Origin of the sequence: Lentzea waywayandensis (genome assembly GCF_900115955.1) — a bacterium.
Classification (GTDB): domain Bacteria; phylum Actinomycetota; class Actinomycetes; order Mycobacteriales; family Pseudonocardiaceae; genus Lentzea; species Lentzea waywayandensis.
This window is the reverse complement of record NZ_FOYL01000005.1, coordinates 52,928-79,740: the sequence shown is the minus strand read 5'-3', so window position 1 is coordinate 79,740 and position 26,813 is coordinate 52,928. Positions and strand designations below refer to the sequence as shown.

Genomic DNA, 26,813 nt, shown 5'->3' with positions numbered 1-26,813 from the left:
TATACCTGATGATCTGCGGAGCAGGTCCAGCAGACCACATCGACCGCATGGTGAAGCTGGCCCAGGTGGACGGCTGGGACGTGTGGTGCATCGCCTCGCCGTCCGCGGTTGAGCACTTCCTCGACCTCGAGGCACTGCAAGCCCTCAGCGGTCACGCGGTACGGACGGGGCACCAACGGGCCGGACAGACGGCGTTGCCCAAAGCTGCGGCTGTCATCGTGGCCCCTGCTACGTACAACACGATCAACAAGTGGGCTGCTGGCATAGCCGACACCTACGTGCTGACCCAGCTGGCCGAGCTGACTGGGCTCGGCGTACCCATCGCCGTGCTTCCGTTTGTGAACACGGCTTTGGCGAACAACCGGGTCTTCCATCGCAGCGTGGCAGAGCTGCGAGAGTCCGATGTGACCGTGCTGTTTGGGGAAGGTGGCTTCATCCCGCATCCGCCTCGCACTGGCGGCAAGGTCATGGACTCGTACCCGTGGCAGGCGGCATTGGATGCGGTGAAGGCCAGCATGTAGAGGCTCGGCGACGTCCCCCGACTCGCAGTTGTCAGAAGAAAGCGAACAGTCTTCAGGTTCGTGCCGGCTGTAGAACGTCACGAGCGACGGAAACCCCATGCAGTGACCTGCGTCTCGCGTTCGAGTGTCAGCGGCCCCTTGAGTGCGAGGCGTATTTGCAGAGACGGTCATTGACCAATTTGTGCTGGGACCGTGGCCCGTCCAGTGGATTGATTGGCGTTGGAGGAAGATATCGACTATTACCTGCGCAGTGTTACAGGCGATGGGAGATCCAGTTGCTGGCGCGAGTCTGCTGCCCAGATCCAGACCACTTTCTCCTGGACGACTTCTGCTGGCCACGCTCGTAGCAGGCGGTTGACAGCGGGGTCGATATCGAGTCCTGGATCGGTTTGCGCTGGTCGGATCTCCAGCGGCGCAGAGGGACGACACCGACATGGATCGCCTCTTGCTGCTGCCGAAAGAGTGAATCGTGCTGCTCGGCCAGCGTCTTGCGTCGGAGGGATTCGCGAAGGGGACGCTTTCGGTGCAGGTCGCTGATAAGTTTCTAGTCGTGCCTGGGATTGATACCGCCACGGTCGCTGCGGAGAGTTCGAAGCGCAGCACATCGGCTATACCGCCCCTGCCCGAGCCTGGGCAGGTTGTCGAGGTGCGTGGCTCGACATGGGCCGTCGCCGATGTTCGCGCTCAAGGGCTGCCACGCAGTCCGGCTGATGAGGCGACCGCGCAGCTTTCCCATGTCGTCGTCCTCCAGTCGCTGGACGAGGAACGTCTCGGTGAGCAGCTCTCGGTGGTGTGGGAGCTGGAAGTCGGCCACACCGTCACGCCGGCGCAGGGTTTGCCGGACATCGTCTACGCGGACGCCTTCGACGAACCGGCAACGCTCGCTGGATTCATCGACGCGATGCGTTGGGGAGCGGTCACAAGTGCCGATCCGAACCGTTACCAGGCACCCTTCTGGTCAGGCGTGAACGTCGAGGCATACCAACTCGAACCGCTCCGCCGCGCCCTCGGTGCACCCCGTGCCAACCTCCTCCTGGCGGACGACGTCGGTCTGGGCAAGACGATCGAGGCAGGCCTGGTCATTCAGGAGCTGTTTCTGCGGCACCGTGCACGCACTGCGGTGATCGTGTGTCCGCCGAGCCTCGCGCTGAAGTGGCAGGACGAGATGCGCGAGAAGTTCGGACTGGAGTTCACGGTCGTCAACTCCGAGTTGATGGCGCAGGTGCGTCGCACCCATGGCCTGCATGCCAACCCGTTCCAACTCTTCCCTCGTGTGATCGTCAGCATGGCGTGGCTGCCGCAGGTCCGCGCTCAACGGCTGCTCCGTGATGTATACGCCCAGGCCACCAATCCCAGGACCGGGAGACGGTACGCGTTTGACGTCCTGGTGGTCGACGAGGCTCATCACGTCGCACCTTCCAGCCCGTCGGCCATCGCTGGTGGCCGCGGCTACGCCGTGGACACGCAACGCACGGTCGCGGTCCGTCAGATCGCAGAAAAGTCTGAGCACCGCCTGTTCCTGAGCGCGACCCCGCATAACGGTCACCCGGAGTCGTTCACCGCTCTGATGGCGATGATCGATCCACGTCGATTCGCCCGCGGTGCGAACCTGGACCCCGTCGCGTTGAAGGACGTTACGGTTCGGCGGCTCAAGACCGACCTGACCGGCAAGGGCTTCAAGCAGCGCAAGGTCAGCATTCTCGACGTCACGCCGTCCGACTCCGAGCAGGAGATGTTCTCTCTGCTGGACGAGATCGTCACCAAGAGCGCAAAGCAGAACGGCACCAAACCTGGCGGCGACATCGTCACCATGTTGCTGAAGAAGCGCTTCCTCTCCAGCCCGTTCGCATTCGGGATGACGCTGAGCCACTATCTGTCGTCCAAGGCAGGTCGTGGGTTGTCGGACGATGAGTACGACGACATCTTCGGCGAGGGGCAGGCAGATGAAGAAGAAGGCCTGTGGGAGCAGGACGAGGCTGAGAAGCTTCGGGAGTCCAAGAGCTCTGACCCGCTGATCGCTGCCGAGTCAGGCCAGTTGGAAGCCCTCATGGAGTGGGGGCTTAGTTACGAGAGCCGTGCTGACTCTCGGCTCGACCGGCTGATCGGTTTCCTTGAGGCCGTTTGCCGTCCGGACGGCAGGACATGGTCCAACGAGCGCGTCGTTGTGTTCACCGAATACGCCCACACGATCGATTGGGTCGCCCGAGTCCTGAACCAGCGAGGCTACGCAGGCGATCGCCTCGCGGTGATCCAGGGCTCGACACCGACGGACGAGCGCGAGTACATCCGCTCGCAGTTCACCGCCGACCCTGCGAAGGAGCCCGTGCGGGTTCTGCTCGCTACTGATGCCGCAGGTGAGGGCATCGACCTCCAGACCTACTGCCATCGCCTGGTGAACTTCGATATCCCGTTCAACCCGTCCCGTCTTGAGCAACGCATCGGTCGAATCGACCGCTACGGCCAGACCGAGGAACCCCAGGTGTTCCACTTCGTCCCCGTGGCCGACTCGTCCACCTACGGTGCCGACTTGAGCTTCATGGAGCGCATCGCCCGCAAGATCGCCCAGGTCGAATACGACCTGGGGTCGGCTAACCAGGTCGTCGGCGAAGAGATCCAGGGTCACTTCGGCAAGCGGGCTCTGACCAAGGTGAAGTCAAAGCGTCTCGACGCCAACGAGGTCATCAACTCCGCTCTCGCAGGCGGTATGGAGCTCAACGCTCGCTTGACGCAGCTGGAGCAGCGCTATCGCCTGTCGCGCACCGAGATGCACCTCGACCCAGCCAACCTCCGGCGAGTCGTCGACACCGCACTGCGCATCAACCATCAGTCACCGCTCGTACCGAACCACGACTTCGCGCAGGACACGGATGCTGAGGTCTTCACAGTCCCGGTCCTCACGGCTGGCTGGCACGGCACCTTGCGCGGACTCGATACCCGTCTCAATCCCGGCGTTCTTCGCCCCATCACCTTCGATTCTGAAGCGGCAGAAGGACGCGCCGATCTCGTCTATGTCCACCTGGGCCACCCGATCGTGCAAAAGGCTCAGAGACTTCTGCGCCGCTCACTCTGGAGCGTCGACTCACCGCTGAGCCGTGTGACAGCTGTCGTGGTCGACGATCTCGACGAGTCCTTCGTCGCAGCGGTCACCCGGATGGTCTTGGTCGGGCGAGGTGGCGTTCGCCTGCATGAGGAAGTCTTCCTCGCCGGTGTCCGGTTGAAGGGACGCCGTGCAATGGCCGAGGAAAAGGCCGAAGCGGCACTCGACAAGGCACTCGACCGCGAGCACCTGTCGCCTGCAGATGAGCGGGTGCGCGATCAGCTCTGCAAGCTGTGGAACGTCCCTGACGCTCCACTTCGTCTCCGGCTTGAAGAGTCGATGGAGGCGCGCGCCGGCAAGCGGCACGAGCTGGTGGTGGAGCAACTCGCCAGGCGTCAGGGCGCAGACGTGCAGCGTGCCAAGGAGATCTTCGCGGCTTTCCGTGCGAACCTGCGAGACTCACTCGCTCGACTGAGGGACGAAGAGGCTGAGGCGCGTGGGCAGTTGTTCAGCGACCCTGACCAGCAGCGTCAGTGGAGGCGTGACATCGACGCCATGTCCCGTCGTCTTGACGAGCTCGATGACGAAGAGGCGCGAGAGATTGCGGCCATCACTGGCCGATACGCAGACGTCAAGCCTCACACCACCGCAGCAGCGGTTGTGTTCGCGTTGACCCGCAGCGACGCAGACGGGTGGTTCGAATAATGGCACGCGCTACGTCACGTGGCCGCAAGGTAATCAACGCCCCCGACCAACACCGGGCATGGCTCGAACTGGTCGATGCCGAGGGCCCGTTCCTCGCCATTCCGCCGCTCAAGCGGGTATGGCCTCAAGGAATGCCCAGCCTCGCCGCTGACCGCAAGAACGCGCTTACCGGCGCCCGCAAGGACTTCGAGGCCGTGTGGGAGCGGCTCGACCGGTTCCCGGACTCCGAGTCCGCCCTCGACGATTATCGCGTCGCCCGCGACAAGTGGATCGAAACGGTTCTGCGTGATGTTGCGGGTTGGGCCGAGTCCCTGTCGTGGGGCGAGGTTCCAGGTATCGAGGCGCAGTCACCCAGCCATGCCGTCACAATCCGGGCGCAGGCAGCCCTCAACGGCGCCGACGGAATCGGTGCCCTCGTCCATGTCGTCGAACCTCTCGACTCGCTGCGCCAGACGTCTGGTGACCTGTGGGCGGCGAACCCGATTGATCGGGTCGAGGTGATGTTGCGGGAGAACAAGATCCCAATCGGCATCGTCACCGACGGTCGTTGGTGGGGCTTGGTCTGCGTACACGAAGGCACGATGGCCGCATCCGGCATCGTCGACGCACTGACTTGGGTCGAGGAGCCCCGCACCCGCGACGCGTTCTTCACCCTGATCGGCCGCCAGCACCTCGTCGGTGGTGACCCGGCTGAGCGTCTCCCCGTCCTCTTCAAGGAGTCAGTCGCCGCGGCCGAGGAGATCACCGAGGCCCTCGGCTCCCAGGTGCGGCGAGCTGCGGAACTGCTAGTCCAGTCGTTCTCCGAGTCTGCCGCCGACGAACGTCGCCGTGGTCTCCCAGACCCGTTGCCCGAACGCACCCACGACAGCTATGAGGGCGCTGTCACGGTGATGATGCGAGTCGTCTTCCTGCTTTTCGCTGAGGAACGAGGACTCCTGCCATCTGGAGAGCTGTTCGAGCAGGGCTACGGCATCGCCCGCGAGCTCGACCGTCTAATCGAACGCGAGACGGAGGAGAGCGAGGAAGCGCTCGACTCCACATCGCTTACCTGGCACCGACTTCTCGCCACAAGTCAGGCTCTTTACCAGGGCGCCAGCTTCGAGAACCTCCGCATGCCGGCCTACGGTGGTTCACTGTTCGACCCGGTGAGATTCCCGTTCCTCACCAATACGAACGAACAGGGCACGCTCGCGATCACTGTGTCAGACCGAGTCATGCTCCACGTCCTTCGGTCGGTCCAGATCGCCGACATCAAGGGCGAAGCGCGCCGCATCTCCTTCCGCGACATCGACGTTGAACAGATCGGCTACATCTACGAGGGCCTGCTCGGCTACACCGCGGTCATTGCCGGCGAAACCACCGTTGGACTGAAGGGCACGCCAGGCGAGGAGCCCGAGATACCCCTCGCGACGCTTGAAGCGCTCGCTGCCAAGCACACTGACCCGAAGAAGCTCGCCGCCGCGATCCGGTCTTTCGTCGAGGATGATCAGCCATCGTCGAAGCCGTCCTCCGCTGCCGCCATCGCCAAGGCGATCAGCGCCAAAGTGGAGCCCGGTGTCGTCAGCGCGCTCACCCAGGCAGTCGGCGATGATCTTCATCTGCGTGACCGGGTGAAGCCGTGGCTCGGGCTGATTCGGCTCGACCTCCGTATGCGCCCCTTTGTCGTCCTCGAGGGCGGTCTCCTCGTCAAGGAGACGCCGTCCCGCAAGAACGCCGGTGCCCACTACACGCCCAAGTCACTGGCCGAAGAGGTCGTTCTCCACGCGCTTCAGCCACTTTGCTACTCACCTGGTCCACACCAAACTGCTGCTGAGGAGCAGTGGAAGCTCAGGCCCTCCGACGAACTCTTGGAACTCAAGGTCGCTGACATCGCGTGTGGCTCCGGCGCCTTCCTCGTCGCCGCTGCCCGCTACCTCTCCGAACGCGTGGTCGAGGCATTGACTACGGAAGACCCGGCCAACTTCGGACGCAAGGACCTCTACACTCGCGCGATGCGACAGGTTGTCGCCAACTGCCTCTACGGCGCCGACATCAACGACATGGCCGTCGAGATGTGCAAGCTCTCTCTCTGGCTCGTGTCACTCGACCGTGACCTGCCGTTCTCGTTCGTCGATGACAAGGTCTTCATCGGCAACTCGCTGCTCGGTCTGACCAGTGTTGACCAACTTCGACGGCTGCATATCAACCCGGCCAACGATCGCGGAGAATCCCTCTTCAGCCGCCTCATCGACGTCGACTCGATCCTCCAGCGAGCCGCCGAGATCCGTCGCCGCCTGCTGGAAGAGATCGACGAGACCGATCCATTCCGCAACAGCACGGCGAAATGTCGTCAACTCGCCCAGTTCCGAGAGGTGACCTCAGATCTTCGCAAGCTCGCTGACGGTGTCGTTGCCGCCGGTCTTCCGCTCGGAGGAAAGCCTGGTAAGGCACTCGACGAGGCGTACGAGAACCTGCGCATCGCAGCCCGCGCGGCTTACCCAGACCAAGGCGGCGAGGACAGCGCGTTCCTCGACTCGCTTATCAATGACCGCCTTAAGCCGGCGGTTGAGACGGACTATGAGCGTTGGAAGCCTCTGCACTGGATCATTGAGGCGACCGACGTCATGATCGACAACGGCGGGTTTGACGCAGTCGTCGGCAACCCGCCTTTTCTCGGTGGCCAGAAGCTCACCGGCGCGATGGGCGCTCCTGTCCGCGACTGGTTCGTCTACAACGTTGCGTCGGGCCGCCGGGGCAGCGCGGACCTCGTCGCCTACTTCTTTCTCCGTGCCACCTCACTCCTGCAGAGGAACGGCACCGTCGGCCTGATCGCCACCAACACCCTCGCCCAGGGAGACACCCGCGAAGTCGGCCTCGACGCGATGGTCGCCAACGGCTTCACGATCACCCGCGCCATCCAGTCCCGCTCCTGGCCCGCATCGAGCGCCAACCTGGAGTACGCCGCCACCTGGGGCACCCTCGCCCCAGTCGCCGACACCGTGCCACGCGTCGCCGACGACATCCAAGTACGCCGCATCAGCACCCTCCTCGAACCAGCCGGCCGAACAGAAGGCAACCCCATCCGACTAACCGAAAACTCCGGAATCGCCTATATCGGATGCTACGTACTCGGAATGGGTTTTATTCTTGAAGTCAATGAAGCTGCCTCGTGGATCGATGCAGATCCGCGCAACACTGAGGTACTCTTCCCCTACCTCAACGGCGAGGATCTCAATTCCCGCCCAGACACCTCCGCTTCCCGCTGGGTCATCGACTTCAACGACCGCACTGAGGACGCAGCAAGCGAGTACGCACTGCCATTCATGCGAGTGCTGGAGAGGGGCAAACCTGAACGCATGAAGAACAATCGCAAGGTCTACCGTGACTACTGGTGGCAGCACGGCGAGAAGCGTCCGGCAATGCGCAGGGCCATTGCTGATCTCAACGAAGTGCTGGTTATCGCGTTGGTGAGCAAGACCGTCATGCCGATACGGGTCTCCTCTGGTCAGGTGTTCAGCCACATGCTCGGGGTGTTCGCCTCCACTGGTTACGGAGACCAGGCCGTCCTGTCATCGAACCTGCACCAGATCTGGGCCATCACCTACGGCTCGACCTTGGAGACGAGAGTCCGCTACACACCGTCTGACGTCTTCGAGACGTTTCCACGACCTGAGGTGACCAACCGCCTCGACATCGCTGGACGCTGCCTTGACGAGGTGCGTCGCGCGATCATGGCGCGCCGCGGCTTGGGCCTGACCAAGCTCTACAACCTGGTCAACGACCCCGCGATCGATGGAGACGACGACATCGACCGGCTGCGTGAGATCCACGTGGAGATCGATGAGGCAACTATGGCTGCGTATGGCTGGGATGATGTCCCTCTAGGCCACGGCTTCCACACCTACCGCCACGTGCAGCGTTGGACGGTCTGTCCCGCCGCTCGTGTTGAAGCACTCGACCGCCTGCTGCTGGAGAATCACCGCCGTGAGAGGGCGGATCGCAGCACCCGATCGTCCACGCCAGCAGGCACGATCCCAGCGGAGGAGGGGACGCTCTTCGACTGATCCGATCAGCAAGCTGGTTCGATCAGTCGAAGAGCGTCCCCTCCGCCTTAGGGATCTCGATTTCATTCGGCGCGCGGACGCTCTGCTGCTGGCCCCCCGCCCTGCGATGGTTCTCTTCGAGGAGACGGTCAAGGATCTCAACTCGGGCCGCCGGGTGCACCGTCCAACGCTGCATCCGTCTGTATGTGTGGAATCCGTGATCAAGAGCGATGTCAGGCCAGCCGTAGGCATCCATGACCCTTCGGTCGAGTTCAACGTGGATCGCCCGAAGACGTGCAACATCCTGATCAACGGAGTCCGCGAGCTCCGAGTCGTTAACCAGGTTGTAGAGCTTGGTCAGGCCGATGTTGCGACGAATCATGATCTCACGACGCTCCCCCTCCAGGGTGCGACCGACCTGCTCCAGTTGCTCCGAAGGAGCTGGCCGGGGGAAGGTCTCGAAGACGTCAGATGGGGTGTAACGCGGATCGTTTCGCATGCCAGAGCCGTAGGTGATGGCCCAGATCTGGTGCAGGTTCGATGACAGGACGGCCTGGTCTCCGTAACCAGCAGATGCAAACACGACCACCTGCTCGCTCATGACCTGTCCAGTCGGAACACGCACGGGCATGACAGACTTACTGACGCGCGCAATTGCCAACACTTCATCGAGATCCGCGCTAGCCCTGCGCAACCCTGGGCTGGTTCTCCAGAAGCGCCACCATGGATGCTCTCGAACAGCCTTATCCTTGTTTGCATGGCGATCTGGCTTGGCTACTTGCGCGACTCGTTCAAATGGATTTTTGTACTTCGCTGCGTCCGACTCGGAACGCTCGTTGAAGTCTATGACCCAACGGGCCGCCGATGCATCGGGCCGCTGATTGAGGTCTTCGCCGTTGAGATATGGGAACAGCACCTCGGCATTGCGGGCGTCCTCCGAGATCCATGCCTGGGCATGGTCGGCCTCAAGTATGAATCCCATTCCTCTCACGTAGCATCCGATATAGGCGATTCCGGAGTTTTCGGTTAGTCGGATGGGGTTGCCTTCTGTTCGGCCGGCTGGTTCGAGGAGGGTGCTGATGCGGCGTACTTGGATGTCGTCGGCGACGCGTGGCACGGTGTCGGCGACTGGGGCGAGGGTGCCCCAGGTGGCGGCGTACTCCAGGTTGGCGCTCGATGCGGGCCAGGAGCGGGACTGGATGGCGCGGGTGATCGTGAAGCCGTTGGCGACCATCGCGTCGAGGCCGACTTCGCGGGTGTCTCCCTGGGCGAGGGTGTTGGTGGCGATCAGGCCGACGGTGCCGTTCCTCTGCAGGAGTGAGGTGCACTCGAAAAGAGGTAGGCAAGATCGTTTGACACGCCACAGTGGTTCGTATGAACGTCAACAAGGTTCGCCGGTGTGCCCTCTACGCCAGGCTGAGCGTTACCAAGGAAGAGTCCGTCTCGATCTCCCGGCAACTCCACTCCTGCCGCAGGTACGCGGAGGCTCGTGGGTGGGAGGTCGTTGGCGAGTTCATCGATGACGGAGTCTCCGCGACTGTCAGTCGGCCTGAAGATCGCAAGGGTTGGAAAGCTTTGCTCTCCACGAGCCGCTTCGATGCTGTGATCATCTGGAAGGTGGACCGCCTCGCCCGGCGGGTGCTGGACTTCCTCCATGCGGACGAGACGTTGCAGCAGCGCGGTGCGGGACTCGTCGCCGTCGAGGATCCGATCGACATGACCAGCCCGCAAGGTCGTGCTTTCGCGGTCATGTTGGCTGTGTTCGGAGAGATGGAGGCTGAGGCCATCAGGGCACGGGTTCGCGCGGCGCGAGCCCAACTGCTCAAGGATGGTCGGTGGGCAGGCGGCGGTATTGCCTATGGGTACCGTTCGGCAGCGAACCCAGACGGTCCAGGCCGGGTGCTGGTCAAAGACCTAGAGCGGATCCATTGGCTCACAGAAGCCGTCGCAATGGCTCTGCGTGGCTCTGCCGTCAACGCCGTCGCCAGGTGGTTGACCGATGTTGGTGCGCCGCTGCCTGGGGGAGCGAAGCGCAAGGTGGACAACGTTGCATGGAACCGTCAGACGGTTGATCAACTTTTGCGCAATCCCATCCTGGCTGGGATGACGGCACACAATCCAGGCAGAGGAAAGGGTGACAAGCGTGTCGACCCGTTCGCGGTCGTTCGAGACGAGAACGGCAATCCAGTGATTGACGAGTCACTGGCTGTGGTTACAGCCGAAGAGTTCGCTCATCTGCAATCCATTCTTGATTCACGCGATAGCCCTCAGGCGCGCAAGCGTGCTGATCGGAAGTCGACGAGTCCATTTCTGTCACGGGTCGCGCGTTGCGACGACTGCGATGTGTACATGTGCCGTGGAACGAACCAGAAGCGCCCCATCATCTACTGCCCCAGATGCAAACAGACTTTGAGTCGGACTACGTTCGACCCCTACCTGGTGGAACGGCTTCTGACAGAGCGGGGAAGCGAGCCGCTTGCAGCGGCGACCGTCCAGGATCGCTGGAGCGCTGCCGGCAACGACGAGTTAGCCAGGCGAGAGGTCCTCGTTTCGCAGCTTGAGAGCCTTCGTATCCGCCGCGGCGTCATCGGCCGCTACTTCGACGAGGAGCGGGTGCTGCTCCGTTGGCGCGCGAAACCGCTGCCTACCGGAACTTCTAAGGCCACTACGGCAGACTTGCCGCTGTGACGGAGGCAACCACAGAGACGGCGGCCGCGCAGGCGTCGTACGAGCTGAGCTACGAGCTGGACGGTTCGTCGTACGCGGTGCGCGAGAACCTCGTGGACATCCTGCAACGCGAGCTACTTGGTCCAAGTCACGGCCCCGAGGAGATGCTGCCCTTCAGTCCACGCTCGCAGTACCTCGTCGGGCACATCGCTCCGGTGAAGCTGGTCGGCTCGGCGACAGCGTCTCCTAGCGACACCGATGGCGGTGACTTGATCGAGGTACGCACGGATGGCGACGGGATGGCCGAGGGGCGTGGTGTGCCGGCGTACGCGGCCGATGAGACCGAGGCGGATGCCGAAGATGACGATGCCGAGGATCGCGCTCCAAAACAAGGGCTGATGATCCCGGCGTCGATGGGCCTGCGATTCCAGGTACCCGGTGACCTCGAGGCGTTCCGGGTCATTGCGTCGTGGGGGACGTACGAGACGGTCGAGACTGAGAAGGTCTCGAAAGCGGGCCGCCCGATCAGGGGGTACCAGCGCACACCGGTCGAGGAGACTCGCACGATCCGCCTGGCTGACCTCGCGCATGGCCAGACGGCTACCGTGCAGTTGAGAGAGTCGATCGTGTTGCGAATCGACCGCTACAACGACCCGAGGTATGGCCGGGTATTGGTCGAGATTGCGCTATGCAACGACCGTGAAACGCCTATGCCGATCCCGCTGAGCATGTGGATGTTCCAGACCAAACTTGTGGTCGATGCGGGCGGTGCTGAGGCGTTCCTGCCGGTGCAGGACACGCTGGAGCAGGAGTGGCCTGAGCACGACGAGGAGGTCAAACAGCTCAACCTCCAGTATCGCAACCGGCTGGAATTCGCTATCGGACGAACTTGTTCGGCTGATTGGACAGTCAAGGCCGGGTCGCGTCGGGCAACCACGGTCGAGACGACTTGGCTGCCTATTGGTGAGACGCCGCAAACTAGGGCTCGATCTGTCGAAGATGCGCTGCTGTCCATGGACGCACTGGTGTCGGCTTCCGCCGACGATCTGCGAGCTGGGCTCGCGCCACTCGTGGACGGCTACGGGAGATGGCTTGACATTCAGGAAGCGGCTGCGGCGAAGCTGCCCGGTCATCTCCAGGAGACTGCTGAGTTCGCATTGTGGCGGGCCAGGGAGGTGCACACGCGGCTGAACGTGGGGCTGGAACACATTACCGGTGACGGGGAAGCGTTGCGGTGCTTCCAGTTCATGAACCAGGTGATGCGAGACCAGCGCATTGCTTCTCAGGTGGCCGCGCTGCGTTCGGCCGATGCCTCCTTGTCGATCGAGCGGGCACAGGAGACTGTTGCGGAACGGGGTGCCGCGGCTGCGTCGTGGCGCCCTTTCCAGCTCGCCTTCATCTTGATGCAGCTCGGTGCCCTGACCGATCCCGGTGCGTCGATCCGCAGTGCGGAGCACCAGTCGCAGGTCGAGCTCCTGTTCTTCCCGACTGGTGGTGGCAAGACCGAGGCGTACCTCGGCCTTGCCGCATATGCATTCGCCATCCGTCGTCGTCAGGGCGTCGTGGAGTCTGCAGATGGACAACTGGACGGCCGCGACGGGATTGCGGTCCTCATGCGTTACACGTTGCGCCTGCTGACTGCGCAGCAGTTCCAGCGTGCGACCGCGCTCGTGTGCGCTGCCGAACTCGCACGCCGTGACGACGAAGTGACCTGGGGCAGCGAGCCTTTCCGCATCGGTCTGTGGGTTGGAACCGATGTCAGCCCCAAGCGGTTCGAGGAGGCTGATGAACAGCTCAAGAAGGCCAACGAGTTCGGTCGGCACCGGCTCACCGTTCTGCAGATCCAGCGCTGCCCGTGGTGCGGCACGCCGATCACTGCGGCTCACGTGAAGGCCAACGCGACGAAGCGGCGCGTTTTCGTTCACTGCGGTGATGAGTTGGCTCGGTGTCCGTTCTCCAAGGGAGGAGCCGTCAACGAGGGCCTTCCCGTGCTTACCGTTGACGAGGAGATCTACCGCCTCACGCCGTCCTTCTTGATAGCCACGGTCGACAAGTTCGCCCGCCTGGCCCGTGAAGGCGAGGCCGCCGCGTTGTTCGGGTACGTCAGCCGTCGTTGCGGTCGCCATGGCTATGTCCACGCTGACTATGCGCCATGTCAGGTCGGCTCACACCCGGCCAGTGACGGAATGCCAGCGGCAACGGTGGTTCCGGTCAGTCGGCTTCGTCCGCCTGACTTGATCATCCAGGACGAGTTGCATCTCATCACCGGCGCGCTCGGAACCTCAGTAGGTCTTTTTGAAGTTGCCGTCGAGACTCTGTCCTCGTGGGAAAAGCCGGACGGCGCACCGGTGAAGCCACTGATCGTCGCCTCGACCGCGACGGTGCGCAACGCCCAGGAACAGGTTCGCCGTCTCTATGGACGCGACCTTGAGATCTTTCCACCGCAAGTACTGGACGTTGCTGACACGTTCTTCTCCCAGGAAGTCCCGATCAATGAGAGGAACCCAGGTCGTCGTTACATCGGTGTCAGCGCTCAGGGCGTGCGTCTGTCCAGTGTCGAGATCCGCGTGTCGGAGGTCCTGCTTTCCGCAGGGCAGCTGCTGCTGGACAGGGCCGGAGCCCCTGCCGACCCGTACATGACGGTAGTCGGCTACTTCAACGCCACACGCGAGTTGGCCGGTATGGCGCGGTATGTCGCTGACGACGTCCAGAACCGGGTCAAGCGGCCTCGCAAGGACTCGGGGTTCCCGAGCCGCCTTGGCGCGAGCTTCGGCTTGTTGAAGACCGGCGAGCTGACCTCACGCATCGCGTCCTCAGAAATCGGCGCGACACTTGACCGCCTCGGGCTCGAGTTCGATCCGGACTACGACACCACCAACGCTTTCCGTCAGCGCATGGCGGATTTGAAGGACGGTAAGCAGGCCGCGCGGCGCGGCGAAGCCGACTCACCCTTCGACGTGGTGCTGGCTACCTCGATGTTGCAGGTCGGCGTTGACGTCCAGCGGCTTGGGCTGATGCTGGTGGTGGGGCAGCCGAAGAACACAGCCGAATACATCCAGGCTTCCTCGCGCGTCGGTCGTGACGCGTCCGCACGGCCTGGGCTTGTGGTGTCGCTGGGCAACTGGGCTCGGCCACGCGACTTGGCACACTTCGAGCAGTTTCGGCACTACCACGAGACGTTCTACGCCCAGGTTGAAGCTCTGTCCGTGACGCCCTACTCACCGACCTCGCTGGCGCGCGGTATCGACGGTCTGCTTGTCAGTGCGGCACGTGTTCTGCAAGCCGCTGTCAGTGATGGCCTGTCCCCAGAGCGGGATGCGTGGCGAATCAGGGACCAGCGCACTGTCGTTGAGGCGATCACCGAGAAACTCAAGAAGCGCATCGCGGCTGCCGCGTCCGATGAGACAGCGGCCAAGCGAGCCGGCGACCTGTTGATCAATCGGCTTGACCGCTGGGCTGAGCGCGCCAAGCGCGCCACGGATATGCACAGAACGCTGGTGTACGAGCGCACCGGAGAAGGTGGCAAGTACCTGCCGCTGATCATCAGCCCGGAAAATGCCAAAGCATCAGCTGGCGGGTCTCTTGAAGCGCCGTTCGTCATTGCGAACTCCATGCGTGAAGTTCAGCCCGAGATCAATCTGCTGGTCAGTCCGGTGCCCGAGCGACTCTTCAGTCGGGCACCCGAAGGCGTACCTGACTGGACCCTGCCGTTCGGCGAGGAGGACTGATGACCGACCTGCTGCCCGAGTCGGGTGAGGACATGCTGCACGACGAGCAGGAGTTGCTCGATCCGCTCGGCGACGCCGAAGAAGGCGTGGTCAAGAACCGCGCAAAGGTTGGCTCCGCTCGTCCGTCCTCGCTGCTCTACACCTACGGTCCCGGCGCGATCATGGACCTGCCGAACTTCTCGATCATGCCCGCCGGCCTCAGCGACTGGGAGCTGATCTGGAAGCGCCGCGACCACGTGCCGACGATCGTCGAGCCACGTCTGCTCAATGTTGTCCGGCTGCACCTCGGTCGACAGGTTGATGCGCTGCGACCGTTCCCGTGGCAGCCGAAGCGGACGGGCATGTCCAACGAAGGCACCGACCTCGGCATCCCGGCACGAGTGTTCCCGCAATGGTTCCGTTGCACCGGATGTGACTACCTCGGTCCGCTGCCACGCTTCAGCTACACCAACACACACCCGTTTCGGCCCGACCTGGCGCAGTTCGCCCACAAGAACTGCCCTGGTCGAGGCGGCAAGTCCAACAAGAAGTCAGGCAGCCCCGCCGTTCCGGCGCAGCACCTGCTGACCTGTACCAACGGTCACCTCGACGAGTTCCCGTACTCGCTGTGGGTACACAGGGGCAGCAAGTGCTTCAAGGCCGAGTTGCCCGACCTGAAGATGCGCGATGCGAACGTCGGCAAGAGCGTCGGTTCCATCATTGCGTGCGCCTCGTGCGGCAAGACGCGAGGCATGGCCGAGGCGCAGGGCTCAGTCGGTCGGGAGAAACTCCCACAGCAGTGCCGAGGGCGACACCCGCACCTCAACGCGTTCGACAGCGCATGCGACGTCCGCCCTGCACTGATCATGATGGGTGCATCGAACCTCTGGTTCGCTTCTACTCAGTCGATCATCGTCATGCCTCGTACTGAGGCTGAGGAAAGGGAAGTACTTGCCGACCAGTTGCGACTGAAGCTCGGCGATGAGCAGGTCGAGCAATTCGGCCACCAGATTGATGTCATTAGGGCGCTGGCGGGCGCGAACAAGATCGACCTCGATGGTCTTGCGGACGCGGACATCGCTGCCGCGGTTGCCGACGTGCTGGCTCCGCCGGAATCGGCGGAGGAGCATGAGAAGAAGCGCGCCGAGTGGGATCCGGTCGACCTGTTGGTTCCCGAGTGGCGGTACCTCCAGAAGCCAACGCTGTTCCCGCAGCAGCAGCACCCCAGCGGCCTGATGGTCACCGAAATGCCGCGCAACGGCGAACTGCATTCGATGATTAGCCGCGTCGTGGCAGTTAACAAGATGAAGAAGGTCAACGCCGTTCTCGGCTTCACCCGTCTCGATGAGATGGACCGCGTGAACGACCTCGCCAGTCGCTTGGTCAAGCTCACGCGCAACGGAAACCCCACCTGGGTGCCGGCGACAGAGGACCGCGGGGAGGGGATCTTCCTTCAGCTCGACCTCGATGCTGTTGCGCGTTGGGAGCGCACGATCAGGTCGAGCTCGTTGTGGGAGTCGCATCGAGCCGCCCACGAGCTGAACTTCAGGCGACGGTTCTCTGAGACTGCCAAGAAGGTCGAGCCTGACGAACGCCTGCCCCTACCTCGCTATTGGCTGCTGCACACACTTTCTCACGTGCTGATTCGCGAGATGGCGATGTCCAGTGGGTATGGATCTGCCAGCCTGACCGAGCGGATCTACGGCTGGGACAGTTCGACTCAGCGTGAAGCTGCTGCCGGTCTGCTCATCTGCACCACCGCTTCCGACAGCGACGGAACCCTCGGCGGCCTCGTCGCGCTCTCCGAACCCAAGAGCCTGCATCGTCTTGTGGTGTCCGCACTGCGCCGGGCGTCGCGCTGTTCTTCGGATCCGGTCTGTGCGATGCGAACCCCGAGCGCAGCAGAGGACTTCCTGCACGGTGCAGCGTGTCACTGCTGCTCGTTCGCGTCGGAGACTTCCTGTGAAAAGGCCAACCGCTTCCTCGACCGTCGGTTCCTGCTGAACCTTCCAACGACCATGGGCGAGTCTGTGCCTGGGTTCTTCGGGAGTGTGGATGCCCTCTGACCCTTTCCGCGTCCTCGGAGAGTTTCTGACTGCCAGCGAAGCTGAGGCGCTAGCAGTTCAGTTCGCGTCCAGACAACACACCATCAAGGCACTCGCCGTCATCAACGCCGTTCGGCGCGAGGAGGCCAAACAGCTGCTCGCCGCGGCAGGTCTGAGCCACACCGACGGCGAACGAGCGGCAAGCGTCCTGCGTGCCATTGCCGGAGCCAAGTCGCTGCACCGCGACCTGACTCCGGTGTGGACCATGCCTGGCAACGAAGCGAACATCGGACACCTCACGGGCGAGTTCCATCGCCTTGTCCGGGCGGCGCGGCAATCGATCGTATGCGCGACGTACAACTTCGAGCAGACCTCCCAGATGTGGACTGTGCTCAGAGAAGCGTCCCAGCAACCGGGAGTCGTCGTCACGGTCTACGTTGACGGGGACAAGGCCGACGCCGTCAAGATCAAGGCCCAGCTGCCGAACGCAACCATCTACCAGTCCGCCGAACTGCCCAACGGCAAGCAAGTCGTCAGCCACGCCAAGTTCATCGTCATCGACCACGAGGTCCTGATGCTGACCAGCGCCAACTTCTCGTTCAGTGCGGAGAACCGGAACGTCGAGTTCGGCCTCCTGGTCCGCGACTCCGCCCTCGCCGAGTCCGTCGAGTCCACCATGAAAAGCAAACACGGCTTGCTCTACCAGCTGGTCTGACGCTCTCGAAGGTAGGTCCGCTGGATCATGCCGAGATCGCTGAACGAGACCGGCGAGATGGTCGTGAGTGGTGAGTAGGCCACGTCAGCCGTGCGTCATCCGTGACCATCGGGGCACGCGCGACGGGTACTGACGTAGAAGGTACGGACTACCTCACCGCTTGCCTGAGCCGTCACTGCACGCCAGCCCTTAGCGTTGCCGCGATCTTTGGTGACAGGCCGCGGGAGCAGTTGGTTACTTCGCGAACCCACGCCGGAGTGATGTTCACGTCCGGGCCCAGGTGTTCACGAGCCTCGTTGACGTAGTCCTGCAGAAGCTTCCGCGAGCGCTTGGGTGGAGCCTCAGGGAGGGGAGCCTGGTGTTCATGAACGATCGAGGCAGCCTCAACGCCCCGCTGGTCAGAGAATTCATGAACGGTCGCCGTCTCGCGGATCAAGGTCAGCAGGAGTTCATAGGACAGGCCGAGTGCGACCGGTGGCCACGCTGCCACGAGGCGGCCGATCAGTGTCGGCTCGGCGGCTGCGACGTTCGCGGCGAGCGACACCAGCAGTCCGAGGACGAGGCCGATCCAAGCGAGCGTGCCTACTGGCTGGCCGGCCCGCTTGCGGGTGAGCATCACCAACGACGCCGAGACGAGCATGCCGTCGACCGAGATCGGCAGGATCCAAGCTTTCCAGCCTTCACCGGCATCCGAAGCGAGCGCCCGCATGTGGTCGAACGAGACAACGGCAGCCACGGCTGCGACCGCAGCGACGGCTACGACGCACGTTCGCTTGATCCAAATCGTGGGTTCGTTCACGACGGCCACCGATCCTGCCGAGGCTCGGAGCAGCTGCACGAGGTGAAGTTCCAGGTGCGGCGTCGAGCTGCGTCCGGGCCGGACAAGAAGTTGGTCGCGTCGCGCAGTTTCTCCGCCGCAGCGCGGGACTCGTAGCAGCGCGCCGGTGACGTCCAGCCGCGTGGATGGACCCGAGAGACCGGCTCGGAGTAGGAGAGGTGAACGCGGCTCATCGCGACATCACCGCCGGGTGGCAGCGCGGGCACAGGGACGAGCGAGTTCGGTCCTCGTCAAGCCAGATGACCCGAGCCGATACGGGATCGGAGTCACGAGCGTCGCACTCGCCGCAGACCGCCGAGTGCCTGGCGGGCGCGCTCGGCGCGGGACGGTTCCTCGGACGGTTAAGGGAAGGATCGGGTGCAGTGCTTGCACCCCGTCGCGTCGTGGATTGCACCTCGTTGCGCCTTGATTGCACCCCGTCCTGCTCAGCGAGGTGCAAGACGTGCACCTCGTCACACATCGCGAGGTCCCAGCCCTGAGGGCGGCGGTCCGCGCGCTTGATGTGCGCGGCCAGGATGTCCGGGTCTGATGGCTTGATCAGGCGCAACGCGTGAAGACGATCAAGGGTCGTGCGCACGGTTCGTTCGGACAAGCGGGTGTAGCGGGTCAGCGTCGCGACCGACGGGAACGAATTTCGCCCGAACGGGTCGGCGTGGTTGGCGAGGCCGACGAGGACTACTGCGAGTGAGCTTGAGTCCTTGCGGTTGGTTGGGATCGGGGCGCTGTTGAGCGCCCACGCGATCGCTTCGATGCTCACGGCGTCACCGCCGTGATGAGGGTCATGCGGCACGATGTGCGCACGGTCGGACCTCCACGTCCGATCGAGGCCCCGTCGCGTTGCTGGAACAGCGAACGGGGCCGCCTACGTCGGTAGGCGGCCCCGTTCGGCCAAGATCACCAGCCTCGCTCGCGCCATTCGGCGAGCTTCGGACGCTCGACGCCTAGGGTCGAGTCGTCGCCGTGACCTGGGTAGAACCACGTGTCGTCCGGCAGTTTGCCGAAGACGCGCTCTTCCAGGTCGGCCATCAGGCTTGCGAAGTTGTCTGGACTTGTTGTCCGCCCAGGACCACCCGGAAAGAGTGAATCTCCGGTGAAGAGGTGCGGGTGGCCGTTCGGGTCGTCGTAGACGACGGCGATCGAGCCCGGCGTGTGGCCGCGCAGGTGGATGATCGAGAGCGGGACTTCTCCCACGTTGATGGTGTCGCCGTGGTCCACGAGGACGTCCGGCGGGACCGGGAGGACGGCCGCGTCCAGTTCGTGCGCGACGGTGTTCGCGCCGTGGGCTCCGGCTAGGGCGCCCAACGCCTGCCAGTGATCGGCGTGCTGGTGCGTGGTCACGATCGTGCGCAGCCGCGGGCGGTTCGGGATGTGGCCGAACAGGTCGGACAGGCGCTCGTAGTCGTTGGCCGCGTCGATGAGCAACGCCTCGTTCGTGGACCGGCATACGAGCAGGTAGGCGTTGTTGTCCATCGGACCGACGGAGATCTTCGTGATGGTCAGCGCGTCCAGGGTGCGGCGGGCCGCGGGGCCGTCTGGAGCGACGTGACCGGTGTAGTTCTCGAGTACGTCCACGGTGGCAGACGGTAGTCGCTCGATGCGGCGAGACGCACACCTTCAGGTTGCATACAGGTCTCACTCATAGGGTAAGTAAGGATCAAGCTTCGACGTCCGAGTACTCCGAAAGCACCAAACGAACAGGTCCCCGCCTCTCGTGATTCCAGCGCAACGACAGAAGCCCCGGACGGCCCGCAGGGTCAGCTGGGACGTCCTTCGCGTCGTCGCCATCGGGTGCGTGTTGCTTCACCACGCCACGCTCACGAGCGTCAGCAGTCACCCCGATCTCGGGCCGCTGCCGTTCACCTTCCCGATGTCGATGGGCGCCAGCACGCTGATGGTCGTCTCGGCTTTCTTCGCCTGTGCCTCGCTGAACAGCGGAAGACCCGGCCAGTTCCTGTGGAGAAGACTCGCCAGACTGCTGCCCGCGTACATGGCGGCCGTGCTGCTCACCTACGCGGTGCAGAGATGGATCGCGCCGGAGGGGTGGAGTCAGCTCGACGGCAGGGACGTCGTCTACAACCTGCTGCTGATCAACCAGTGGATGCCGGACGTCAACATCGTCGACTTCGCCTACTGGACGGTGCCGGTGCAGATCGCGGCGTTCATCGCCGGTGCTCTGCTCGTGAAGCGGCTGAGAGGCACGAAGCTCCGCGTCTTCCTGTGGGCGCTCATCGTCACGCCGCTGCTGCTCCGGCCGTTGCTGGACCACTCGCACACGTTGTTCACCATCTACAACGGGTTCGCGCTGCACAGGGCGCAGTTGTTCGCCGCCGGCATCGCGATCTGGTTGTGGCACAAGGACAGGCTGAAGACCCCGCACCTGGCCGCGCTCCTCGTCGCCACCCTGATCGCGCAGGCGATTCACACGACCGAGTACGGATCGACGCTCGGCTTCGCCGTGCTGCTGCTCATGGTGTGCGCGGCGGCCGCCGGACCCGATTGGGTGTTCTTCAACCCGATCGCAAAACCGATCACGTGGCTCGCGGGCATCTCGTACGGGGTCTACCTCGTGCACCAGCAGATCGGCACCGTGGTGATGGACCGCATGCACGCCGTTGGGCTGCGGTCCTGGTGGATCCTCGCCGGGTTCGTCACCTCGGCGCTGGTGCTCGGCTGGGCGCTGACGAAGTTCGTCGAGCGCCCCGCCTACCGGCTGCTCACTCAGATCCAGTCGGGCAGTTCCGGCAGCTCACCGCGCAGGTCGGTGCCGTCGGTCCTGCCGGTCAGCCACCCCAGGACGGCGCTCGCCGACCCGCTCACGGAGCTGCGGCTCGCCGGGCCGTTGACCGCCCAGCTGCGCTGACTGCCGTCGGGCAGGGTCACCTCGATGCTGAACGGGTCGACCCTGCCCGCGAACTGCTCGACGGCGTCGTCGACGAACTCCCCGACGATGTCGGCGGGCAGGTTGTCGAACCCGACGCCCGCGTCGAGGTCGATGAGGTGGATCCAGATCTCGCGCAGCCGGAACAACGGCACCGCGGACGCCGGGATCGCCTGCCCCTTGGGCGCGGTGACCTCCGAACGCCACGCGTGCGCGGGAAACTCGCGGCACGCCGCCTCGAAGCGCTGGCACGCGGAGTCGAGATCGGCCTTGATCACCTGGAAGATGCGGCGCGAACCCTCTTCGATGTCCGCGTCACGGTCCGTGCGCGACGCGTAGGCCTGGTGCTCGACCCCTGTCCTGGCCCAGGTGAGCAGGTTCACCAGCGCGTCGGCGTTGCGCGCGAGGTGGGTGATGACGTGTCCGCGGGTCCATCCGGGAAGCAGGCTGGGTCCGCGCACGGCGGCCTCGCTCAGCTCCTCGACGACCTCGTACAGCACGTCCGTCGCCTCGCGCACCGCGGTGATGTGCCGGTCCGGCACCCCCCGCGGAGCAGGTACGGACGTGTGCTGCGTGGACGGCGTGTAGGTCATGTGCTGCCTCTCCCCGACGTTGAGGCTCTGATCGAAGTGACCAGACTATGAGTAAAGCCTGCTCAGGGGAATGCGACAGCGGCCAGAACCGTTTTTGTCAGGGGTGCGCCCTAGCATGGTCGGCGGGTCGGTCGCAGCCTCCAGAACGATGCTAGTACTCTTCGAACGCTTGTTCGGGAGAGTGTGGCGTGAGTGACCCGCCAATCGCAGCCGAAGGGACCCCAGTGGCAGACCGTCTTGTTGTTCGCGGCGCCCGCGAGCACAACCTGCGCGGCGTGGATATCGACCTGCCGCGGGACAGCCTGATCGTCTTCACGGGGCTGTCCGGCTCCGGCAAGTCGAGCCTGGCTTTCGACACGATCTTCGCCGAGGGCCAGCGCCGCTACGTCGAGTCGCTCTCGGCCTACGCGCGCCAGTTCCTCGGTCAGATGGACAAACCCGACGTCGACTTCATCGAGGGCCTCTCGCCCGCGGTCTCGATCGACCAGAAGTCCACGAGCCGCAACCCGCGCTCGACCGTCGGCACGATCACCGAGGTCTACGACTACCTGCGCCTGCTCTACGCCCGCGCCGGCAAGCCGCACTGCCCGCAGTGCGGCGAGGCGATCGGCAAGCAGACGCCGCAGGAGATCGTCGACCAGGTGCTCGCGATGGAGCAGGGCACCAAGTTCCAGGTGCTCGCGCCGGTCATCCGCGGCCGCAAGGGCGAGTACGTCGACCTGTTCCAGAACCTGCAGACGCAGGGCTACTCGCGCGCGAAGGTCGACGGGGTCGTCCACGCGCTCGCCGAGGTGCCCAAGCTCAAGAAGCAGGAGAAGCACCACATCGCGGTCGTCATCGACCGGCTGAGCGTCAAGGCCTCGTCCAAGCAGCGCCTCACCGACTCGGTCGAGACGGCGCTGCGGCTCGCCGACGGCCTGGTCGAGCTGGAGTTCGTCGACCTCCCGGAGACCGATCCGAAGCGGATCAGGGGCTTCTCCGAGAACCTGGCGTGCCCCAACGGCCACCCGCTCGCGATCGAGGACCTGGAGCCGCGGTCGTTCTCCTTCAACTCTCCCTACGGCGCGTGCACGGTCTGCACGGGCATCGGCGTGCGCAAGGAGGTCGACCCGGAGCTCGTGGTCCCGGACGACGAGCTGAGCCTCGAAGACGGTGCCATCGCGCCGTGGGCCGGCGGGCAGACCGCGGAGTACTTCATCCGGCTGCTCCAGTCGCTCGGCGAGACCATCGGCTTCCGGATGGACCAGCAGTGGCGTCTCCTGCCGGCCAAGGCGCAGAAGGCGATCCTGCACGGCATCGACGAGCAGGTGCACGTCCGCTACAAGAACCGCTACGGCCGTGAGCGCTCCTACTACGCCAACTACGAGGGCGTCATCCCGTTCCTCGAGCGGCGCCAGGAGCAGACCGAGTCCGAGTACATGCGGGAGAAGTACGAGGGCTACATGCGCGAGGTCCCGTGCCCCTCGTGTTCCGGTACCCGGCTGAAGCCCGAGATCCTCGCGGTCACGCTGCACCACGGCAAAAAGGGCGACAGGTCCATCGCCGAGGTCTGTGCGATGAGCGTCTCGGAGTGCTCCGACTTCCTCGACGGCCTCAAGCTCGGCAAGCGCGAGTCGATGATCGCGGGCGCGGTGCTCAAGGAGATCCAGGCCCGCCTGCACTTCCTGCTCGACGTCGGCCTCGACTACCTCTCGCTCGACCGCGCGTCCGGCACCCTGTCCGGCGGCGAGGCACAGCGCATCCGGCTCGCCACGCAGATCGGCTCGGGCCTGGTCGGCGTGCTGTACGTGCTGGACGAGCCGTCGATCGGCCTGCACCAGCGCGACAACCACCGGCTGATCGAGACGCTGACGAGGCTGCGCAACCTCGGCAACACCCTCATCGTCGTCGAGCACGACGAGGACACGATCCGTTCGTCGGACTGGGTGGTCGACATCGGTCCCGGCGCCGGCGAGCACGGCGGCAAGGTCGTGCACAGCGGCCCGTACAAGAAGCTGCTCACGAACAAGGAGTCGATCACCGGCGCCTACCTGTCGGGCCGCAAGTCGATCCCGATGCCGGCCAAGCGCCGCAAGATCGACAAGAAGCGCCAGCTCACGGTCGTCGGCGCGCGCGAGCACAACCTGCGCGGCATCGACGTGTCGTTCCCGCTCGGCACGCTGACCTCGGTCACCGGTGTGTCCGGTTCGGGCAAGTCGACGCTGGTCAACGACATCCTGGCCACCGTCCTCGCGAACAAGCTCAACGGCGCCCGCCAGGTGCCCGGCCGCCACACCCGGATCAACGGCCTGAACGAGGTCGACAAGCTGGTGCGCGTCGACCAGTCGCCGATCGGCCGCACCCCGCGGTCGAACCCGGCCACCTACACCGGCGTGTTCGACCACGTCCGCAAGCTGTTCGCGGCGACCACGGAGGCGAAGGTCCGCGGCTACCAGCCGGGCCGCTTCTCGTTCAACGTCAAGGGCGGCCGCTGCGAGGCGTGCGCGGGCGACGGCACGATCAAGATCGAGATGAACTTCCTCCCGGACGTCTATGTGCCCTGTGAGGTCTGCAAGGGCGCGCGGTACAACCGCGAGACGCTGGAAGTGCACTACAAGGGCAAGACGATCTCCGAAGTCCTCGACATGCCGATCGAGGAGGCGGCGACGTTCTTCGAGCCGATCAACGCCATCTACCGCCACCTGCGCACGCTCGTCGAGGTGGGTCTGGGCTACGTGCGGCTGGGTCAGCCGGCGCCGACCCTGTCCGGTGGTGAGGCGCAGCGCGTGAAGCTCGCGTCGGAGCTGCAGAAGCGCTCGACGGGCAAGACGGTCTACATCCTCGACGAGCCGACGACGGGCCTGCACTTCGAGGACATCCGCAAGCTGCTGGGCGTGATCAACGGCTTGGTGGACAAGGGGAACAGCGTCATCGTCATCGAGCACAACCTCGACGTCATCAAGACGTCCGACTGGATCGTCGACATGGGTCCCGAAGGGGGCTCCGGCGGCGGTATGGTCGTAGCAGAGGGCACACCCGAGCAGGTCTCGCAGGTCAAGGAGAGCTACACGGGGCAGTTCTTGCTGCAGGTGCTCGAGAACGAGGAGGTGTCAGCAGCAGGGTGATGATTCCACTCGATGCGCTGGCCTACCGCGAGCGCGCCATTCAGGCGTCGCGCGGGGAGCCCGTGGCGTACCCCTTCAGCCTCATCGAGGCGCTCGACTCGTCGGAGCAGGCACTCCGGCGCGTCGCGACTGTCAGCTGGTTGCGGACCCTGGAACGGCTTCCTCATCTAGTCGACAAGTGAACCCGGTCGGCCTAGTGAGACGCTGGAGTCTCACTAGAGCCGTATTACACCTCGCCAGGAATTCACACAGCGAGTTCGCGGTCGCGTGTGAGTTTGGTCGAGGATCTGTCACTCGGACGAGGTATCCGGGATGATGGCGGCCGTGTCACTCAACCGCTATCGCTTCCGCAGCGTGTGGCACGTCGACGCGTCCCCGGCTGATGTGTACGAGGTGCTGTCCGACATCGCGAACTACCCGCTGTGGTGGACCGAGATCCGGAAAGCCACGAAGATCGACGACGAGACCGGCGAACTCAGGTGTCGCTCGTTCCTGCCGTTCGACCTGGTCGTGCAGGTCAGGCACAGCATCCGCAACCAGCAGGCCGGACTTCTGCGTGCGACCTTGTCCGGTGATCTCGAAGGCTATGCGAGCTGGGAGATCACCGGCCGTGACGGCGGCACGGACCTGATGTTCGACCAGGAGGTCGTGGTCAACAAGGCGTTGCTGCGACGCCTGGTGTTCATCGCGAAGCCGTTCTTCCGTGGCAACCACGACATGATGATGCGCGGCGGCTTCAAGGGCCTGAAGCAGGTCCTCGAAGCCAAGGCGGCCAGCCGCGAGACCTAACGGGCGCCGATCTCGACCTGCGCGCCGTTGTCCGTGCGGGTGCATTGCAGTGGAGGCCCGAGCACCTGCCGTGAGCAGGCCCACTCGCCGGAGATCCAGATCATGCTCTCCCCGTCCGTCTGACCGGCGTTGACCGCGGCCTGGTAGCGGTCGGCCACCTCGATGGCGGCGGTGCAGCCCACCCTCCCCGACACGTCGGCCACCCTCGCCTGGCCTTCGCGGCAGACGATCGGGTCGGGCACGCAGCCCGCACCCCACTGCTTCCACACCTCCAGGGGCACGTCGCCGCAGGACATCTCGTAGTCGGCGTCCACGAAGTGCCACGCCTGGTCCCGGAACTCGAACAGGACAGGAAAAGAGACCCCGGGGATGGATGGGGCGATTTTCGCCTGAGCGAGCACGTAGCGGTCCTGCTGACAGTCGAACTCGGTCAGGAGCGCGGGGCGTTGCTGATCGTCCTTCACCGGGTGCAGCGGCTGGAGCACCTCCAGGGTCACCGTCTCGCAGGCTTTGAGCGGTTTCACCTCCTGCGCCACCAGGTCCGCCGGGACCGAGATCTCCTTCATCGTGGTGACCAGTTCACCGGAGGTCTTGGTGAGGCGCGGTTCCTGGGCGTCGGTGGCGGCGGCGATCTCGGTGAGGACCTTGACCTGCTCGGTGGTGAGGCGGTGGCCGACGAACCGGAAGTCGATCTTCACCCCTGCCCGCGCGGTGTGCTCGTTGATGATCGTGCGGACGTCGTCGGCGCTCTTGCCGCAGGCGTCGGCGCCACCGCGGGCGACGACCACGACGCGGTTGGTCGCAGAGCCGCGGAACGGGTAGGTGCGCGCGAAGTCGTCGATCGCGGCGAGGATGCCGCTGAGCAGAGTCGCTTTGCCGCTGGGCGTGATGGCGCGGGCCGCATCACCGACCCTGGCGGCCTGTCCGGTGGCCGGCGTGACCAGTTCCGCGGTGTCGGGGGAGTCGCAGGTGCCGCCGAAGCGGCGCAGTGCCAACGAATCGTCGGCGGACATGTTGGACGCGGCGGCTCCGACGGCGTCCGCCACCTCGCCGAAGTCCGCAGACTCGGACGCGTCGACGAGGAACGTCGTGCGGTGATCGGGCGTCAGGAGCACCATGACGCCGCCGAAGGCCAGCCCCAGCACCGCCACGACCGCGATCCCCGCCAGCAGCCAGCGTTTCATCTCGTCAC

Annotated in this window: 16 protein-coding genes and 1 pseudogene; 11 read left to right on the top strand and 6 right to left on the bottom strand. The window is 64.4% G+C overall.

The window, feature by feature from the left end; all coding sequences use genetic code 11:
• Window positions 1-8 precede the first annotated feature (8 nt).
• The 3 genes from BM417_RS20465 (at window position 9) to BM417_RS20455 (ending at window position 8,306) form a co-directional block, all read left to right on the top strand.
• Window positions 9-521 (top strand): flavoprotein, encoded by a 513-nt coding sequence (locus BM417_RS20465; protein ID WP_093596605.1) that lies wholly within the window; start codon window positions 9-11, stop codon window positions 519-521.
• Window positions 522-990: 469 nt separating this feature from the next.
• Entirely contained in the window at window positions 991-4,263 is a 3,273-nt protein-coding gene (gene drmD / locus BM417_RS20460) for a DISARM system SNF2-like helicase DrmD (RefSeq protein WP_245822036.1), read from the top strand.
• Entirely contained in the window at window positions 4,263-8,306 is a 4,044-nt protein-coding gene (locus BM417_RS20455; protein WP_093596602.1) for an Eco57I restriction-modification methylase domain-containing protein, read from the top strand. Before drmD ends, BM417_RS20455 begins: the two co-directional genes overlap by 1 nt.
• A 22-nt stretch (window positions 8,307-8,328) precedes the next feature.
• On the opposite strand, the gene BM417_RS46890 is transcribed toward BM417_RS20455, so the two are convergent.
• Window positions 8,329-9,519, bottom strand: coding sequence for a type IIL restriction-modification enzyme MmeI (locus BM417_RS46890; RefSeq protein WP_143138727.1), 1,191 nt, complete (start codon window positions 9,517-9,519; stop codon window positions 8,329-8,331).
• Window positions 9,520-9,659: 140 nt separating this feature from the next.
• Here BM417_RS46890 and BM417_RS20445 point away from each other — a divergent pair, with 140 nt between their 5' ends.
• The 4 genes from BM417_RS20445 to drmC are packed head-to-tail and all read left to right on the top strand — an operon-like array spanning window position 9,660 to window position 17,419.
• Window positions 9,660-10,973, top strand: a complete 1,314-nt coding sequence (locus BM417_RS20445) for a recombinase family protein (RefSeq protein ID WP_093597898.1) — start codon at window positions 9,660-9,662, stop codon at window positions 10,971-10,973.
• Window positions 10,970-14,680 carry a DISARM system helicase DrmA gene (gene drmA / locus BM417_RS20440; protein ID WP_093596597.1) on the top strand — a complete coding sequence of 1,237 codons (3,711 nt, stop codon included), beginning with the start codon at window positions 10,970-10,972 and terminating at the stop codon, window positions 14,678-14,680. Before BM417_RS20445 ends, drmA begins: the two co-directional genes overlap by 4 nt.
• Entirely contained in the window at window positions 14,680-16,725 is a 2,046-nt protein-coding gene (gene drmB / locus BM417_RS20435; RefSeq protein WP_093596594.1) for a DUF1998 domain-containing protein, read from the top strand. The genes drmA and drmB overlap by 1 nt, the downstream gene beginning before the upstream one ends.
• On the top strand, window positions 16,715-17,419 hold the full coding sequence (gene drmC, locus BM417_RS20430) for a DISARM system phospholipase D-like protein DrmC (protein WP_093597895.1): 705 nt from the start codon (window positions 16,715-16,717) through the stop codon (window positions 17,417-17,419). The genes drmB and drmC overlap by 11 nt, the downstream gene beginning before the upstream one ends.
• A gap of 172 nt (window positions 17,420-17,591) precedes the next feature.
• Here drmC and BM417_RS20425 read toward each other — a convergent pair whose 3' ends face one another.
• The 3 genes from BM417_RS20425 to BM417_RS20420 all read right to left on the bottom strand — a co-directional run bounded on the left by BM417_RS20425 (window position 17,592) and on the right by BM417_RS20420 (window position 19,829).
• Entirely contained in the window at window positions 17,592-18,227 is a 636-nt protein-coding gene (locus BM417_RS20425; RefSeq protein WP_143138726.1) for a DUF2637 domain-containing protein, read from the bottom strand.
• Between the two features lie 199 nt (window positions 18,228-18,426).
• A complete protein-coding gene (locus BM417_RS46885) occupies window positions 18,427-19,014 on the bottom strand; it encodes a helix-turn-helix domain-containing protein (RefSeq protein WP_143138725.1) in 588 nt (195 codons plus the stop codon).
• Between the two features lie 137 nt (window positions 19,015-19,151).
• A complete protein-coding gene (locus tag BM417_RS20420; protein ID WP_093596588.1) occupies window positions 19,152-19,829 on the bottom strand; it encodes an MBL fold metallo-hydrolase in 678 nt (225 codons plus the stop codon).
• 139 nt (window positions 19,830-19,968) lie between these two features.
• Between BM417_RS20420 and BM417_RS20415 the strand changes: the two are divergent.
• A pseudogene (locus BM417_RS20415) lies at window positions 19,969-20,928 on the top strand (acyltransferase family protein); the annotation flags it as partial.
• A gap of 47 nt (window positions 20,929-20,975) precedes the next feature.
• On the opposite strand, the gene BM417_RS20410 reads toward BM417_RS20415, so the two are convergent.
• Complete coding sequence (locus BM417_RS20410; protein ID WP_093596585.1) at window positions 20,976-21,728, bottom strand: maleylpyruvate isomerase family mycothiol-dependent enzyme; 753 nt, start codon at window positions 21,726-21,728, stop codon at window positions 20,976-20,978.
• A 224-nt stretch (window positions 21,729-21,952) separates the two neighbouring features.
• Here BM417_RS20410 and uvrA point away from each other — a divergent pair, with 224 nt between their 5' ends.
• The 3 genes from uvrA (at window position 21,953) to BM417_RS20395 (ending at window position 25,621) form a co-directional block, all read left to right on the top strand.
• A complete protein-coding gene (uvrA, locus tag BM417_RS20405) occupies window positions 21,953-24,832 on the top strand; it encodes an excinuclease ABC subunit UvrA (RefSeq protein ID WP_093596583.1) in 2,880 nt (959 codons plus the stop codon).
• Entirely contained in the window at window positions 24,832-25,014 is a 183-nt protein-coding gene (locus tag BM417_RS20400; RefSeq protein ID WP_143138724.1) for a hypothetical protein, read from the top strand. Before uvrA ends, BM417_RS20400 begins: the two co-directional genes overlap by 1 nt.
• Window positions 25,015-25,156: 142 nt before the next feature.
• Window positions 25,157-25,621 (top strand): SRPBCC family protein, encoded by a 465-nt coding sequence (locus BM417_RS20395; RefSeq protein WP_093597892.1) that lies wholly within the window; start codon window positions 25,157-25,159, stop codon window positions 25,619-25,621.
• Here the strand turns inward: BM417_RS20395 and BM417_RS20390 are convergent.
• Window positions 25,618-26,805, bottom strand: a complete 1,188-nt coding sequence (locus BM417_RS20390) for a vWA domain-containing protein (RefSeq protein ID WP_093596578.1) — start codon at window positions 26,803-26,805, stop codon at window positions 25,618-25,620. The genes BM417_RS20395 and BM417_RS20390 overlap by 4 nt on opposite strands.
• Window positions 26,806-26,813 lie beyond the last annotated feature (8 nt).

What these genes read in the sequence shown, in the direction of transcription:
- BM417_RS20400 (WP_143138724.1), top strand. Translation starts at nt 24,832, where the DNA reads ATGATTCCACTCGATGCGCTGGCCTACCGCGAGCGCGCCATTCAGGCG.
- BM417_RS20410 (WP_093596585.1), bottom strand. Translation starts at nt 21,728, where the DNA reads ATGACCTACACGCCGTCCACGCAGCACACGTCCGTACCTGCTCCGCGG.
- drmB (WP_093596594.1), top strand. Translation starts at nt 14,680, where the DNA reads ATGACCGACCTGCTGCCCGAGTCGGGTGAGGACATGCTGCACGACGAG.
- BM417_RS20465 (WP_093596605.1), top strand. Translation starts at nt 9, where the DNA reads ATGATCTGCGGAGCAGGTCCAGCAGACCACATCGACCGCATGGTGAAG.
- BM417_RS20455 (WP_093596602.1), top strand. Translation starts at nt 4,263, where the DNA reads ATGGCACGCGCTACGTCACGTGGCCGCAAGGTAATCAACGCCCCCGAC.
- BM417_RS20445 (WP_093597898.1), top strand. Translation starts at nt 9,660, where the DNA reads ATGAACGTCAACAAGGTTCGCCGGTGTGCCCTCTACGCCAGGCTGAGC.
- BM417_RS20390 (WP_093596578.1), bottom strand. Translation starts at nt 26,805, where the DNA reads ATGAAACGCTGGCTGCTGGCGGGGATCGCGGTCGTGGCGGTGCTGGGG.
- drmC (WP_093597895.1), top strand. Translation starts at nt 16,715, where the DNA reads ATGCCCTCTGACCCTTTCCGCGTCCTCGGAGAGTTTCTGACTGCCAGC.
- BM417_RS46890 (WP_143138727.1), bottom strand. Translation starts at nt 9,519, where the DNA reads ATGGTCGCCAACGGCTTCACGATCACCCGCGCCATCCAGTCCCGCTCC.